The sequence below is a fragment of the Actinopolymorpha pittospori genome (assembly GCF_014873875.1).
Taxonomy (GTDB): domain Bacteria; phylum Actinomycetota; class Actinomycetes; order Propionibacteriales; family Actinopolymorphaceae; genus Actinopolymorpha; species Actinopolymorpha pittospori.
Genome location: NZ_JADBEM010000001.1, coordinates 5,104,463 through 5,119,221, shown reverse-complemented (window position 1 = coordinate 5,119,221; position 14,759 = coordinate 5,104,463). Strand labels below are relative to the sequence as shown.

Below are 14,759 nucleotides of genomic sequence, written 5' to 3'. Positions count from 1 at the left end.
GGTGTCTGGTTCCTGCCGTTGTGCGCGACCCCCCGCCAGCGGACTCAGACGTACCGCTCGTCCACGTACCACCAGCACCAGCTTTCGCCGGGTTCAAGCGACTGGACGATCGGATGGTCGACCGTAAGAGCGTGTGCGCGGGCGTGTCGCAGCGGTGACGAGTCGCAGCAGCCGACGTGGCCGCAGGTCAGGCAGAGCCGCAGGTGCACCCCCACGGCGAGCCCACCCGCAGACAGTCCTCGCAGCCCTCGCAGCCCTCCTGTGTGCCAGGCCGGAGAGAACGGACCGCGTTGAGATGTGGCTCCAGGACGACAGTCATCTGAACAGAGTCCTTCGTTCGTATGTCACATCTGGTGAGGTGTGTTCCTGCCTGGTTGTCCCGCGCCTTGGGCGCCGGTCGTCATGTCGAAAGGAACGAGGCTCTCTCGAGTGCGGCGTCGAGCCATGCGCGTAAGGTCGCCACAGGCGCGGCACCCGCACGGGTTGCCACCACCTCACTCCCCTTCATCACGAGAAGAGTGGGAACGGCGCGGACGTTGAACCGCTCGGCGGTTCTTGGCGACTTGTCGACGTCGACCTTGACGAGTTTGATTCGGCCGGCGAGGTCTCGCGCGATCTGTTCCAGTGCTGAGCTGATGGACCCGCAGGGGCGGCACCACGTCGCCCACAGGTCGACCACGACCGGGATGTGGGACTGCTCGACGGCTCGGGCGAAGGCGTCGTCGTCCGCATCGGTGATCCAGGGCAGTGGGGCGTGGCAGTTGCCGCACTGGGGCGCACCGTTCGCCGTGGTCGGTACGCGGTTCCGGCGGCCACACTCCGGGCACTCGAGGACATTCGTCTCGACCTTGGTAGCCATCGGCTCTCCCTCTTTCCTCATTCGCGACCGTCGCGAGTCAGGCCGCCCTTGCTTGGTTGGTTGGGGTGGGGTTCTCGTGGGTGATGGTGATCTCTCCGTTGTCGGTGTCGATGTGGAGGGTGGCGCCGTCCTGGATGTCGCCTGCGATGAGGGTGCGTCCGATGCGGGTCTCCACCTCGCGGGCGATGAACCGGCGGAGTGGGCGGGCGCCGTAGACGGGGTCGAAGCCCTCCGCGGCGATCAACCGTCGGGCTTGCTCGGTGACGTCGAGGGCGATGCGGCGTTGGGACAGGCGTAGCCGGAGTTCGTCGAGCATGAGGTCGACGATCTGTTCGATCTCGGTTTGGATGAGTGGTTTGAACAACACGATCTCATCGACCCGGTTGAGGAACTCCGGCCGGAACCGGCCACGCAGGTCGGCCATCACCCGGGCCCGGGCGTCGGGTTCGAGCTGCCCGTCGGCGGTGACGCCTTGCAGGAGGTACTCCGAACCGACGTTGGACGTCATGATGATCACCGTGTTACGGAAGTCGATGGTGTGGCCCTGGGCATCGGTCAGGCGCCCGTCGTCGAGCACCTGCAACAGCGTGTTGAACACGTCGGAGTGCGCCTTCTCGATCTCGTCGAACAACACGACGGAGTAAGGCCTGCGGCGGACGGCCTCGGTGAGTTGGCCGCCCTCCTCGTAACCGACGTATCCGGGTGGGGCACCGACCAGCCGGGACACGGTGTGGCGTTCCTGGTACTCGCTCATGTCGATACGGACCATGTTCTCCTCGGTGTCGAACAGGGCTTCCGCGAGCGCTTTGGCCAGTTCGGTCTTCCCGACTCCGGTGGGTCCGAGGAAGATAAAAGATCCGATCGGGCGGCGCGGGTCCTTGATGCCGGACCGGGCCCGGATCACCGCGTCCGCGACCAGGCCGACAGCCTCGTCCTGACCGATGACCCGCTGGTGCAGGATCTGGTCAAGGTGCAACAGCTTGTCCCGCTCGCCCTCTTGCAGCCGGCTGACCGGGATACCGGTCCAGCGCGCCACGATCCCGGCGATCTCCTCCTCGGTGACGACTTCCCGCAGCAGGCGTTGTTGTCCGAGCCGGACGTTGAGCTTGTCCTCTTCGACGGCCAGCCGGCGTTCCAGCTCGGGCAGCTTCCCGTGCATCAGTTCCGCGGCCCGGTTCAGGTCGTAGGCACGCTCGGCCGACTCCGCCTCACGGCGGAGGTGTTCGATCTCCTGCCGCAGGTCCTGCACGCGCCGTAGCCCCTGACGTTCGGCCTCCCACTGCGCCCTGGTCGCGTCGGTCTGGGCGCGCAGGTCGGCCAGTTCCCTGCGCAGCTCTTCCAGCCGGGCCCGGCTGGCCGGGTCGGACTCCTTGGCCAGCGCGGCCTCTTCGATCTCCAGCCGCATCACCCGACGGGTCAGCTCGTCCAACTCCGCGGGCATCGAGTCGATCTCGGTGCGCAACATCGCGCACGCCTCATCGACCAGGTCAATGGCCTTGTCGGGCAGGAACCGGTCAGAGATGTAGCGGTGGCTCAGGACGACGGCCGCGACCAGGGCACTGTCCTGGATCTTCACCCCGTGGAACACCTCCAACCGTTCCCGCAGGCCCCGCAGGATGGAGATCGCGTCCTCCTCTGAGGGCTCATCGACAAAGACCGGCTGGAAACGGCGTTCCAGGGCGGCGTCCTTCTCGATCCGCTTGCGGTACTCGTCGACGGTCGTCGCGCCGATCATGTGCAACTCACCACGAGCCAGCATCGGTTTGAGCATGTTCCCCGCGTCCATCGCGCCTTCGGCCGCACCGGCCCCGACCACGGTGTGGAGCTCGTCGATGAACAACAGGATCCGGCCATCGGCCGCCCGGACCTCGTTCAGGACCGCCTTTAACCGTTCCTCGAACTCGCCCCGGTACTTCGCGCCCGCCACCAACGCACTCATGTCGAGGGCGAACACCACCTTGTCCCGCAGCCCATCCGGCACGTCGCCGTTGGCGATCCGCTGCGCCAGCCCTTCCACGATCGCGGTCTTGCCCACCCCCGGGTCACCGATCAGGACCGGGTTGTTCTTCGTCTTCCTCGACAGGATCTGGACCACCCTCCGGATCTCACCGTCCCGCCCGATCACCGGGTCCATCCGGCCCGCCACCGCATCAGCGACCAGATCACGGCCGTACTTCTCCAACGCCTCATACGCCACCTCCGGCATCGCCGAAGTGACCCGCTGATGCCCCCGAACCGACGTCAACGCCTGAAGGAACCGGTCCCGGGTCAACCCCTGCTCATGTAACAACCGGCCCGCCGCGCTACCCGAACCCTCCTCCAGCAACGCGATCACCAGATGCTCGACCGAGACGTACTCGTCCTTCAACCGGCGCGCCTCACGCTCCGCGGTGTCCAACAACTGCGCCAGCCGCTGGGTCACAAACACCTGCCCCGGCGCCGCACCCGGCCCACTGACCCGGGGCCGCCGCTCCAGCTCAGCCTCCACCTCCTTGACCAACAGATCCGGGTCCGCACCCGCCTGCACCAACAGGCGAGGCACCAACCCCTCCGGCTGCTCCAGCAACGCCGTCAGCAGATGCTCACCATCCACCTCGGTGTGGCCGAAGCGCGACGCCTTGCCCTGTGCGTCCTGCAGGGCCTCCTGGGACTTCTGGGTCAATCGGTTCACATCCACGATCCACCTCCGATACGACGAACGGTGTAAGCACCAGGCTGGGGGAGATGTCCACCAGGTCCTGTGGCGTGTCCAGGCGAAGTTGCGGCATGCCAGTCGGGAGCGGTGGTGCGCTCGCGAGAGGATGACGGAAGGGGAGTAGAGGTACGCCGGTCTGGTGGGCGCCATCCCGCCCGTCGGACGACGGCGTCGAGTTCGGCGATCCGGTCGAGTAGATCGATCACGACGCCGATACCGGCGTAGTTGATGCACAGTCCGGCCCGCAGCCGTTCGATTCGACCCAACTCCGCGAACTGGCTCGGCGCGAAATACAGCCCCTCGTCCGTACGGCTGCCGACGGGCTCGAGGAGACCGAGCCGCACCAGTCGTCGTACGACTTCGGGATGGACTCCGGCCTGCCGGGCGAAGGAATCGAGGTCCAGGCCTTCCTCGCGGCCGGTCGGAAAGCTCGGCCGAGTCGTCGGGCGGTTGGCAAGTACGAGGGCGAAGCTCACTGGTTCCTCCTGTCCGCTTCAGTTCTCGCGTCGAAGGTGGACTTCTTCGCCAGTTCTTCGAACAGGCGTCGTTCTTCGCCGGTGAGGTGGCGGGGGACCATGATCTTGGCTTCGGCGTAGAGGTCACCTGGTTTGCCGTGCGGGTTGGGCATGCCACGGCCCTTCAGCCGTAGCCGCCGGCCACTGGAGGTGCCCGGTGGCACCTTCACCTTCGCCTCACCGCCGGGCGTGTCGACGGGCACTGAGGCACCCAGTGCCGCCTCCCACGGAGCAAGCCGCATGTCGACGTCGATGTCGCGGCCATGCACCCGGTAGCGGGGATGCGGCGCCAGCCGCACCACCAGGTAAAGGTCACCGGGCGAGGCCCCATCGCTGCCCCGGCCGCCCTGCCCGGCCAGCCGGATCCGCTGGCCGTCGGTCACGCCGGGCGGGATGTTCACGTCGTACTGGCGCTGCCCCTCCGGCCCGGCCAGCGTGATCGAGTGCCGGCCACCGCGGTAGGCGTCCTCCACGCTCAGGACCAGCTCGGCCTCCTGGTCCGCGCCCGGGATGGGGCCCCAGCCCCGCCCGCCACGGCCGGTGAACATGCCACCGAAGAGGTCCTCGATGTCGATGCCCTCCGGGCCACCAAAACCGCCGAACCCGCCGCCCCGGCCGGCACCTGCGCCTGCCCGAGCCTGGCCGGCACCGGCGCGGGCTCGCGCCTGCGCCCGCGTCCAGGTCTCCGGGTCGACATCCTCCGGTACGCGGCGGAAGTCGGGCCCGAACGCGTCGTAACGCTTGCGCAGGTCCGGGTCGGACAGGACGTCGTAGGCCTCCGAGACGTCCTTGAACCGCTCCTCCGCACCCGGATCCTTGTTCACGTCAGGATGGTTCTCCCGAGCCAACCGCCGATAGGCACGCTGAATCTCCTCCCGGCTCGCCGTCCTCGGCACCCCGAGAATCTCGTAGAAATCACGGTCGGCCACTGTGAGGTTCCGCCTACTCCGATTTCTTGGCCACCACGACGCCAGTGGGCCGCAGCTGCCGCTCGTCGTCGCCGTATCCGGGCAGGACGACGTCGACGACGGTGCCTTCGGGGGCCTCGGTGTTTGGCTTCGTGGCGACTGCCTCGTGTCGGACGGGGTCGAACCGCTCACCGGGTTGGGCCTCCCGGCGGGGGAAGCCGAGGCTGCTCAGAATGGCGACGGCCTGGTCACGAATGGCGCGGACGCCCTCGACGAGAGCGGTGGGCTCGGCCTGGGCGTGGGCGAGCGCCCGGTCCAGGTTGTCGATGACCGGCAGCCACTGCGACGCCAGGCTGGTGCGCTCATCGGTACGCGCCCGGTCGAGGTCGCGGGCAATCTGCTTGCGTACGTTGTCAAGATCCGCCAGAGCCCGTCGCCACTGGTCCTCGAGAAACCTCACCCGCTCCTCAAGCTCGGCGACCTTCGCGGTGGCGGCCTCTTCCTTCGGAGCCTCGTTCGGAGCCTGCTCCGGCACCGCGTGCTCGTCCGGCGCTGCCTGCGTCCCGTGGGTGCGACTCGGCTCAGCCATATCGCTCATTCCGTCGTGAACTCGGCGTCGATCACGTCCTCGTCCTCGGTCGCTCCCCGCTGCCCGGGCACACCTTGACCGCCAGGTCCGCCGGCACGCGGACCACCGGGCCCTTCGGGTCCGCCCGCTTGGCCGCCAGTTCCCGCGCTGCCCAGGCTGTGGTAGATCTGCTGCAGTTCGCCGGTCAGTGAGCGCAGCCGGTCCAGGGGGGCGGTGTCGTCCTTGACGGCCTGTCGGGCGTCGGTGACGAGCAGTTGGGCGCGGGCACGTTCGTGTTCGGGCGTGGCCTCCCCCAGCTCGCCCAGACGCCGTTCGACCTGGTAGGCGGCCGTGTCGAGCGCGTTGCGCGCATCGACCACCTCGCGGATGCGGGCGTCGTCGGCGCGGTAGCGCTCGGCGTCGGTGACCATGCGGTCCACCTCGGACTGGTCGAGGTTGGAGCTCTCGCTGATGGTGATCTTCTGCTCAGCTCCGGTGTCCTTGTCACGGGCGGAGACGTTCAGGATGCCGTTGGCGTCGACGTCGTAGGTGACCTCGACCTGCGGCTCGCCGCGTGGCGCGGGCCGGATGTTCTCCAACCTGAACCTGCCGAGCACCCGGTTGTCCGCGGCGCGTTCACGCTCACCCTGCAGCACCACCACATCGACCGCGCTCTGGTTGTCCTCGGCGGTGCTGAACGTCTCGGTACGCCGGGCCGGGATCGTGGTGTTGCGGTCCATCACCTTCGTCATCACGCCACCGAGGGTCTCGATGCCCAACGACAGCGGGGTGACGTCGAGGAGCACGACGTCCTTCATCTCGCCCTTGAGCACGGCGGCCTGGATGGCCGCTCCGATCGCGACCACCTCGTCCGGGTTGACCGTCATGTTCGGGTCCTTGCCGCCGGTCATGCGGCGGACGAGGTTCTGCACCGCCGGCATCCGGGTCGCCCCACCGACCAGGATCACCTCGTCGATGTCGTCGGCGGTGACCTTCGCGTCCGACATCGCCTGTTCGACCGGGCCACGGAGGCGTTCGATGAGGTCGTGGGTGATCTCCTCGAATGTCGAGCGCATCAACGTCGTGTTCAGGTGCTTGGGTCCGTTCGCGTCGGCGGTGATGAACGGCAGGTTCACCGTGGTCTGCGTCACCGAGGACAACTCGACCTTGGCCTTCTCCGCGGCCTCGAACAGCCGCTGCAGCGCCTGTGGATCACGCCGCAGGTCGATGCCCTCCAACCGCTGGAAGTCATCAGCCAGGTAGTCGACGACCCGGCGGTCGAAGTCGTCGCCGCCGAGGTGGGTGTCCCCGGCCGTCGCGCGGACCTCGACCACACCGTCGCCCACATCGAGCAGGCTCACGTCGAAGGTGCCACCTCCGAGATCGAACACGAGCACGGTCTCGTGGCCCTTCTTCTCCAACCCGTACGCCAGCGCGGCCGCCGTCGGCTCGTTGATGATGCGCAGGACCTCCAGCCCGGCGATCCGGCCCGCGTCCTTGGTCGCCTGCCGCTGGGCGTCGTTGAAGTACGCCGGAACCGTGACGACCGCCTCGGTGACCTTCTCGCCCAGGAACTTCGAGGCGTCCTCGGCGAGCTTGCGAAGGATGAGCGCCGAGATCTCCTCCGGCGAGTACAGCTTGCCGTGCACCTGGAACCGCACCGCGTCATCGGGCCCGGGCACCACGTCGAAGGACACCGCGTGCTGCTCGGACGCCACCTCTTCGTAACGCCGGCCGACGAAGCGTTTCGCCGAGTAGACCGTGCCCTTCGGGTTGAGGATCGCCTGCCGGCGCGCCAACTGGCCCACCAGCCGCTCCCCCTGCTCGGTGAACGCCACCACCGAAGGCGTCGTCCGCTGCCCCTCGGCATTCGGGATCACAGTCGACGTGCCACCCTCCACGGCAGCGATCACGGAGTTCGTCGTGCCCAGGTCAATACCGGCTGCTCTCGCCATGATGAGTCCGTTCGGCTGAGTTGGAAAATCAGGTGACTGCTGAGTTGTATCGATGCTGAAAACATCATGATGCGTTTCGCTGCAGCAGGAGCGCGGGTTCCGCTTCAGTCCGTCAGGCTGGTGTTTGGACGCCACACTCACACTGCGGCGTCGGTCAGGTATGCGGACGAGCACCTGCCATTAGTGTGGCCGTGAGACTCCCGCAACTCCAGACAGTGTCACCCCTACGCAAGTGGAGTGTAAAGAGACTTACGCAGTTAACCGGGCCGGGATCTGCCTTGCGGTCGTCGAGAGCTTGAGTACTCATGGAGGTGCCGGGACTATGAACGGTCAGTGGGGAAAACCCGTTGGTCGTCGACGGAACAGGGTCAGTGTCAACTAATATCACGACCAATTCTTAAAGTATTTTGGCGGCGGGGCGACGAAGTCGTACCCAGTGCCCGACTTTGGGTCATCCCCGCGGGTCATGGAGCTCAGCGAGCGCGACCCGGGCCGTGCCGGCGCCGTTCGGGCGAGGGAGGCGCGCCATACGGGACAGGGATGTACTCGACCGAGGGCCGTCGACCGCGTGGCTGCGGGTAGAGCCGCATCAGAACGCGAGCGGGATCGGGCAGCTCGGTGGAGATCTTCAGGCCGAGCGCCTGGCCATGCTTGACGTCGATGGGGTAATCGTGCGTCCAGCGCCCGTCGGTGAGCGTACGGGCGAGCTCGACAGCCTGCGCGTCTGGCATCTGTCGGCGTAGCAACTCCGCGACGAACTCCCGCACCTGTGTCTGTGCCTTGCGGGAGACATCGGCGAGGATCAATGTCTTGTCGTCGAGCTCGTTGGTGTCCTTTTGGGCAACCGCGCTCAGGATCGAAGCGGAGGGGTACTCACCAAGCTGCGGATCGAGGGGACCGAGAACGGCCGAGGGCGACATCACGATCTGATCGGCGGCCAGAGCTATGAGGGTGCCACCGCTCAGCGCGTAGTGCGGCACGTGCACAGTCACCGGTGCGGGGTGGTCGGCGAGGGCCGATGCGATCTGTTCGGCCGCCAGAACGAGACCGCCTGGCGTGTGCAGGACGAAGTCGATGGGGACCTGCTTCCCCGTCAGCTCGATGGCGCGTAGGACCGCCTCGGAGTCATCGATGTCGATGAAGCCGCCGAACGGAATGCCAAGAAATGTGAACGTCTCCCGACGGTGGATGAGCGTGATCGTCCGCGAGCCGCGCTGCCTCTCCATCGCGTGGATGGCGTGTGTGCGCCTTCCTGCCAGTATCTGCTGCTGGATCGTGGGTTGCAGACTGATGAGAAGGAGTAACAGCCATAGCAGGTCAAGCGGACTCATAGCATTCTCCGTCGCAGGTGCCGGACTCCAGAGGATCACGAAACACCACACGGGGAGCGCGAACGACTGGTCAGTTCAGAGGAGCTGGCCGAAGATCTGGAACGAGCGCTCCCAATGCTCAGTCTGTGGATTCTTCAGGCCAGGTTCAAGAACCTTGAATGTCCTGGCGAGGGCGACGCTCAGGCCGCCGGCGATGTCGGGCAGCTTTTCGCGTGTGGTCTCGCTGATCATGACGTCCAGAGGTGGCTGTGCTGCGAGGAGCTCAGGAGTGGTGCGACCTCGATCTCCTCGTCCAGTCGTCGGAAAGCGTGCATGCTTTCCTACAGGCCCTTTGTGATGGGCAGGTCAGTCGGCTCGATTATGTCCCGGCCGTTGGCCTTTGCCGCAGCCCTGCCGATAATGAACAGGTCGTGGAGCTTGGTGTCCAGAAAGTCGTTGTAACGTTTGATATCACTCTTGTCAACGTCCAGGCTCGCGGCAGCGCGGAAGAACCCCTCGAACTTGCTCACACCCATGACCGGCATATCCCCTCCTCCTCATGATGTAGGCGGTAGCGTGGCGTGCTTTCGACACTAGCCAGCTACCGACGAGTTCGGCGCCGCAGCTCCGCGAGCCGTGCGTGGCGCCACCGCATCTGGTCGTCGCAAGCCTGTCCCATAATCGGCGTGTCGTGTCGGTGGGCCCGGCGTTCGGGGTTGATCAGGTGATCAACGCTGGGTCGGATGTGTGGATCTCGGTGTTTACGAGGTGGTCGGTGCGGCAGTTCCGCAAGCTGGTTGGGGTCGTGGGTCGAGTGGGTCGTCGTGGTGGGGAGCAGGCTGGTGCGGGCCGGCCATGGGGTGCTGGAAGACCGGGTGTTGCTGGTCGCGGTCTACGACCGCACGAACCTGACGCTGCGGCAGGCGGCGTTGCTGTTCGGGATCTCCAAGTCCGTGGCAGGGCGGGCGGTCGACCACCTCGCTCCGTATCTGGTGCTCTCGCCGCTGCGGCGCTGACCGCTTCGGAGGCGTCCTCGCCCCTTGCGCGGCGGTCGACCCACACGCCGCCTGTCGACCAGCATCCGGCGTGTAAGAGGATCTGGCGTGGCATCAGCTGACGTCTGTCTCGGGGGTGGTGTAATCGGTGTGGACGTTGATCCAGTGGTGGAGCTGTCGAGTGGCCTCCGTGGAGGCGGCGGACGCGGCCTCCACATCTTCCCCGTCGGTGGAGGCGGCCCTGATGGCGTCGCCGTGGGCTTCGATTGCGTGGACGGCGAGCTTGCGGAGCTCCACGGCTTCGTAGAACGTCAGTACCTTCCTCGGCGCCGTCATTGGTCGGCATCCTTCACCATCTCAGCGGTCACCAACACGGCGTACGCATCGCCGGGCACATGACAGGACGTAGACGAATAGCCATGGCCGAAACCCCTAAAGAAAGCATGCCTCTCCCCGCCGACCATTTCTCGCCCGCCCCCACCATCCGTTCGCTCCGCTCCCGGCATGTGGAAACGCTCACGAACTTTTGGGTGTGACAACTCCCCCCGACGGGTGAGACTGCGAACATGACCCCGCCGCCAATGAAACAACATCTACGGCGACCGGTCCACCACCGGCTGCGGACTCGTCATCCCCCGGCCCGCACGCCGATGGGTTGCTGAGGTGGGCACCTCCCCCGCGAGTCGCCTGCGCCAGAGTCCCGTCCAGTCTGGCGCAGGCCTCCCGGTGGACCGCATGCCGCGCGACCAGCCGGGTCCGCGATAGGGCGTCCGTTGCTTCAGGAGAACGCTGGGCTCATATCCGGCCGGCGAACTGCCGGTCGGGCACTGGCAGAGGGAAGAGCGTCACCGCAGGGATGCGAAGCGGGAGCTTTACAACAACCCGCACTCCCGGGCGCTATGGATCTCTCCGAACAAGGCGCCGGTGCCGAAGCTGCCCGAGGACGCGCTCGGGATCGCCCCACCCGACGACGGTGGCGCGATGGGTGGGCAGCCCGGCATGCCGGGTACCGGTGGACCCGCCGCCGGTCCGGCAGGCGGTCCGGCGGCGGCCGCTGTACAGGAAGCGCGCGGGGCGTCCGGGCCGTCCGGTGGCGCCGCGCCAGCTGTCGAGGAGGCGCGTGGCGTGCGGGTGTCGACACCACCGGAACCCCGGGTGAGGCGTCCGCCGCCGTTGACGAGGCACGCGCCGACGTCGACACGGCCGGGGAGGACGGCGAAGCCGCGGCCGCCGTCGACAAAGCCAGGCGCATCGAGACGAAGGCCGCCACGCTGGAAGCCGGGCCGGCCGTCGACTACGACCCCGGCGAGGACGAGGCACGACGTGTGGAGCTCGCCGCCGCAGCACTCGACCGCCAGGCAGGCCGGCGTCATCTCGGCGCCGCTCAACTCCCCCAAAAGCAAGAGTCGGGCAGGACGAGGGTCAGGGGCGCGCGGGAGTGCGCGCAGATCGCGTTCGCTCCCTACGAAGGGTGGGAGAAGACTGGCAGGGGCAGCCGCCGGAGGGCACGCGCTTCGCGCCGCGCGGGACTCTCCTCGACAGCAGTTTGGCCCGTGCCGTCGAAGACGCTCTCACCGTCGGCCTCCGTCTCGGGGACGCGATCGTGGTCGGTCCTATCCTCGGCCTCAGCTTGGTACGGGCCAGCCGTTTCCGGCAGTATCCTCCGGCTCGCAGCGACGGGAACGCTCAGCGTCACCCCGCCGTCATGGCCTGCAGCAAGCGGCGAAGCGCCGACGCGGACCGGCGAGATCGCGGAGGCGCCGAGAGTGCGCGCGCGTTCGACCCAGCTCTCGACGTCGGCCAAGTTGATACCCGACTCTGTGGGGAGCAGCAAGAACGCGGCCATCCGACCATCGTGGCACCCCAGCAAGCTCCTCCTCGCTGAAGGGGCCTTCTTGCCCAATGCGACGGTTAACCGTAACGGGGCCAACCGCACACGATCCACGCCGATCGGGGCGGGCGATGGCGTCCAAACCCGTGTCCGAACTGTTGGTCGATCTAGGGGTCCTGTGGTGGCGTTCCCGCCCCGCACATCGAATGACACTGCAGGCTCAGCGGCCGTGCTGCTGAAGCAGCAGATCGCTGACCACTGGGCGGTGATCCGACGCTGCGGTCGCCTCCACCCTGGCGGAACGCACGGTGATGTCGGGTGAAACAGTCACCAGGTCGATGGTCTTCGCCGGGCGGGTGGCGGGATAGGTCTTGCCAGCGTTCGGGCCAACGTTCACCAGCCCCTGCTGCCACAGCGCTGCAATTTCAGGAGCGTCCGGCTTGGCGTTGAAGTCACCGACCAGAACCTTCGGGCCGTGATCGGGGGCCATGACGTTGAGCATGTCCGCCACCTGGGCACGCCGCACCGACGGGTCGTGCCGGTAGTCCAGATGCGTCGAGTAGACGTGGACCCGCATACCCCCGACGGCGACCGTGACCTCAGCGAAGCCGGGCATCAAGGTTTGCAACTGCACCATGTTGGGCGTCCGGGAGGACAACCGGGTGATCTCATGGTTCTCCGCCCGCAGAATGGGGTAGCGGCTCAACAGCGCGACGCCGTACTGCCGGCGAGCCGCTCCCTCAACATGCGACGGACGTACATAGATCGGCGCGAAGAACACCCGCATTTTCAACCGATCGGCCAGCCTACGAGCCTCATCGGCAAAGTCGCTTCGGGCGCGCCAATGCACGTCGACCTCCTGGAGCCCGACAACACCGGCATCCACCGAGCGGATAGCCGCCTCCGTACGGCCCAGATCGAAGACACCGTCCTCACCGACTCCCCCTCGGATGTTGTAGGTTGCCACCCGCAAAGGAACCGACCCGGCCGCCAACCCCGCAGCATTGGCCGGACCGTCGGCTGCAGCTGCCATCACAGGAGAAGGCTGGCTGAGCGCGACGGTGGCGGCGAAGGCAGCCGCCGCGGCAGATAGCCTCCTGGGTCGAAACTTAAGAATAGTGCGCTTCACGCCGATCCTCCTGATCAGGCGGTGCTGCGGCCCGTGGACCGCCCCTGGCGGTGACAGTCGATCACCATCCGGTTGGCGGACCCACCGACGGCACCGCACGGATCCGCCGCTCAGACGCCAGCTGTTACAGGTAGGCACCTCATCCACGAGATGACCTGCACTGCACTCAGCACTGCTGCAGTCCTGTCCCTGCTACGCACACGCCATTTGGCGCAGTGGCAGCCACATCCGCAGCACCAGAGCCGGGATCTGTCTGTCAACGCCCCAGACTGCCGTCGGGAGGCTCGGGCACTACTCAAAGGTGGAGCTGGCATGGGCGGCTTCCACTATGCAACGCGCAAAGCTCAGCCGTATGCAAGCCTGACTGATGCTCCGCTTGAGGCGGTAATCGAAGCGGCTTGTGTTGGCCCTGCACAGCAGGTCATGCGGGAGGGCCTCGACGGTCCCGGTCGATGACCGATGCCCCTTGCCAAGGCGCTGGCCGACGGGTTTGAGACTGCCACTCGGTATGCACGCATGGCCTCGATCTCGCCGGGATCTGCCAATGCGCCCCTCCCGCGCTGTGAGCACGACCACGTTGACGCGACCGCGGCTCCGCACAGTCGCGTTCCCCTCGAGTCCTGACCTACTCGGCGAGGATCACGTTCTGTTGGTGAGTTCCGTCCCACGCCGCGGGACGAACGGGAACGTAGGGTCGAAGTCTGCGCTATAAGGCAACTTGCAGACCTCTGTCGATGGCATCACGGGCGCAAGACAGCAGCCGAGGTAACGCGACCCGTCTCCGGGGTTTCCCGCGATCGTCCGGCGGAGTCTCATCCCGGTCTGATCTGACCGCTGACCTATGGGGTGACCCCTCCCCGCCACGCCCCGTCACCGGGACGGCATAGCTTCTCGCCCTCTGCACGGGCACAGGGGTCGTGCGCCCGCCGGGCCGCCTACGCCGGAGGCGAGACGTAGACGGCCGTAAGGGGCCCGTGCAGGTGCCGTCGGTCCAGATACCCACTGCGAGACCCGCGCTGATCCGGCCCAAAGTCACACGAGTTCAGGGCCTTTAGGCCCCTTGTCCCACCTTGTGCGTAAGCCTGTGGACCCCCGGGCTTCCTCCTCGCACGTTCGTTCCCCACGAAGGAAGTCCGACGTGACCGTCTACGCGATCTCACCCGCAGTCATCAGCAAGGCCGCCGCGTTCGTCCAGGCCGTCTCCGAGCTCGAGGACCGCTTCGGCTACCAGCTCTCGGCCCCTGTCGGCGTCGTTATCGGCATCGGCACGGGCGACGAGGAGCCCCTCGGCGTGACCCGCGGCCCCGACGGCCGGCTTGCCGTGGCGATCGGCGGCATCGATGTCGCCTGACCTCATCTGGGGTCTCTGGCTCGCCGCCGTGATCGGCAGCTTCCTCGCTCTCGAGATCCCGGCCATCCGGAACAAGGTCGTCGGCGACACCCTCAGCGAGCGCCTCCGGGCTTGGCTGGGGCTCAACCCCTGGCGTAAGTGGGGTGTTGCAGGCGCGTGGTCCTTCGGCGGCTTCATCGTGTGGTTCCACTTCCACATCCTGACCGGCGAAGTCAGCTCGTCCGAGAACGATCACAGCTCCGGGACCTACAAAGTGGTCGCCCGCATGTCTCGAGCCATGACCCGCATCGAGACAGACCTGATCGTCAAGATCTGGAACAGCCGACACGGGGCCATGTCGCCAAGCGGCGGATATGAAGTGTCCGCGGACAATGATCGCTTCACCCTCGAAGGTGCCACCACCGCCGAAGTTCCGGCCCATCTTTCCGAGGCGTTGAACCTCGTCGTGGACGAGGTGAATTAGCAGATCGACCGCCACTTCTTGCTCGCGGAACAGACGCCTGGGCGAGAGAGCGAGGAGTCGCGCAGACACCGCTGGGACGATGAGGCAGTCTCGGCCCGCGACCTGGGTGAGGACGTTGCTGAGGGCAGTCGCCGACGAGCGGCCCAGGACGATTACGCCTGGACCAGGACGACGTGTACC

The 14,759-nt window shown here is 66.8% G+C and carries 16 protein-coding genes and 1 pseudogene; 3 read left to right on the top strand and 14 right to left on the bottom strand.

Annotated features, from left to right (window positions below):
• Positions 1 to 44: 44 nt before the first annotated feature.
• The 10 genes and pseudogenes from HEB94_RS50955 to HEB94_RS52655 all read right to left on the bottom strand — a co-directional run bounded on the left by HEB94_RS50955 (position 45) and on the right by HEB94_RS52655 (position 9,355).
• A complete protein-coding gene (locus tag HEB94_RS50955; protein WP_337918549.1) occupies positions 45 to 209 on the bottom strand; it encodes a UBP-type zinc finger domain-containing protein in 165 nt (54 codons plus the stop codon).
• A gap of 191 nt (positions 210 to 400) precedes the next feature.
• Positions 401 to 859 (bottom strand): thioredoxin family protein, encoded by a 459-nt coding sequence (locus tag HEB94_RS24090; protein ID WP_192752001.1) that lies wholly within the window; start codon positions 857 to 859, stop codon positions 401 to 403.
• A gap of 37 nt (positions 860 to 896) precedes the next feature.
• Positions 897 to 3,536, bottom strand: a complete 2,640-nt coding sequence (gene clpB / locus HEB94_RS24085) for an ATP-dependent chaperone ClpB (protein WP_192752000.1) — start codon at positions 3,534 to 3,536, stop codon at positions 897 to 899.
• Entirely contained in the window at positions 3,527 to 4,030 is a 504-nt protein-coding gene (locus HEB94_RS24080; protein WP_337917949.1) for a chaperone modulator CbpM, read from the bottom strand. The genes clpB and HEB94_RS24080 overlap by 10 nt, the downstream gene beginning before the upstream one ends.
• Positions 4,027 to 4,998 carry a DnaJ C-terminal domain-containing protein gene (locus HEB94_RS24075; RefSeq protein WP_192751999.1) on the bottom strand — a complete coding sequence of 324 codons (972 nt, stop codon included), beginning with the start codon at positions 4,996 to 4,998 and terminating at the stop codon, positions 4,027 to 4,029. Before HEB94_RS24075 ends, HEB94_RS24080 begins: the two co-directional genes overlap by 4 nt.
• A gap of 13 nt (positions 4,999 to 5,011) precedes the next feature.
• Entirely contained in the window at positions 5,012 to 5,566 is a 555-nt protein-coding gene (locus HEB94_RS24070; RefSeq protein ID WP_202896513.1) for a nucleotide exchange factor GrpE, read from the bottom strand.
• A gap of 5 nt (positions 5,567 to 5,571) precedes the next feature.
• Positions 5,572 to 7,500 carry a molecular chaperone DnaK gene (gene dnaK / locus HEB94_RS24065; protein ID WP_192751997.1) on the bottom strand — a complete coding sequence of 643 codons (1,929 nt, stop codon included), beginning with the start codon at positions 7,498 to 7,500 and terminating at the stop codon, positions 5,572 to 5,574.
• 473 nt (positions 7,501 to 7,973) lie between these two features.
• A complete protein-coding gene (locus tag HEB94_RS24060; protein ID WP_192751996.1) occupies positions 7,974 to 8,831 on the bottom strand; it encodes an SDH family Clp fold serine proteinase in 858 nt (285 codons plus the stop codon).
• A gap of 75 nt (positions 8,832 to 8,906) precedes the next feature.
• Positions 8,907 to 9,080, bottom strand: a pseudogene (locus HEB94_RS52660) (DUF1931 family protein); the annotation flags it as partial.
• A 71-nt stretch (positions 9,081 to 9,151) separates the two neighbouring features.
• A complete protein-coding gene (locus tag HEB94_RS52655; protein WP_202896511.1) occupies positions 9,152 to 9,355 on the bottom strand; it encodes a DUF1931 family protein in 204 nt (67 codons plus the stop codon).
• A 297-nt stretch (positions 9,356 to 9,652) separates the two neighbouring features.
• Here HEB94_RS52655 and HEB94_RS54725 point away from each other — a divergent pair, with 297 nt between their 5' ends.
• Positions 9,653 to 9,826, top strand: coding sequence for a transposase family protein (locus HEB94_RS54725; RefSeq protein ID WP_420481542.1), 174 nt, complete (start codon positions 9,653 to 9,655; stop codon positions 9,824 to 9,826).
• Between the two features lie 93 nt (positions 9,827 to 9,919).
• Here the strand turns inward: HEB94_RS54725 and HEB94_RS24045 are convergent, their stop codons facing one another.
• The 4 genes from HEB94_RS24045 to HEB94_RS24030 form a co-directional block, all read right to left on the bottom strand.
• Positions 9,920 to 10,141 carry a hypothetical protein gene (locus HEB94_RS24045; RefSeq protein WP_192751995.1) on the bottom strand — a complete coding sequence of 74 codons (222 nt, stop codon included), beginning with the start codon at positions 10,139 to 10,141 and terminating at the stop codon, positions 9,920 to 9,922.
• 536 nt (positions 10,142 to 10,677) lie between these two features.
• Entirely contained in the window at positions 10,678 to 11,193 is a 516-nt protein-coding gene (locus tag HEB94_RS24040; protein WP_192751994.1) for a hypothetical protein, read from the bottom strand.
• A 74-nt stretch (positions 11,194 to 11,267) separates the two neighbouring features.
• Positions 11,268 to 11,651 (bottom strand): hypothetical protein, encoded by a 384-nt coding sequence (locus HEB94_RS24035; RefSeq protein ID WP_192751993.1) that lies wholly within the window; start codon positions 11,649 to 11,651, stop codon positions 11,268 to 11,270.
• Positions 11,652 to 11,856: 205 nt separating this feature from the next.
• Positions 11,857 to 12,765 (bottom strand): endonuclease/exonuclease/phosphatase family protein, encoded by a 909-nt coding sequence (locus tag HEB94_RS24030; RefSeq protein ID WP_337917947.1) that lies wholly within the window; start codon positions 12,763 to 12,765, stop codon positions 11,857 to 11,859.
• A gap of 1,138 nt (positions 12,766 to 13,903) precedes the next feature.
• On the opposite strand from HEB94_RS24030, the gene HEB94_RS24025 reads away from it, so the two are divergent.
• Both HEB94_RS24025 and HEB94_RS24020 read left to right on the top strand, forming a co-directional pair.
• Positions 13,904 to 14,116, top strand: coding sequence for a hypothetical protein (locus tag HEB94_RS24025; protein ID WP_192751992.1), 213 nt, complete (start codon positions 13,904 to 13,906; stop codon positions 14,114 to 14,116).
• 28 nt (positions 14,117 to 14,144) lie between these two features.
• On the top strand, positions 14,145 to 14,579 hold the full coding sequence (locus HEB94_RS24020; protein WP_192751991.1) for a hypothetical protein: 435 nt from the start codon (positions 14,145 to 14,147) through the stop codon (positions 14,577 to 14,579).
• The last annotated feature ends 180 nt before the right edge of the window (positions 14,580 to 14,759 follow it).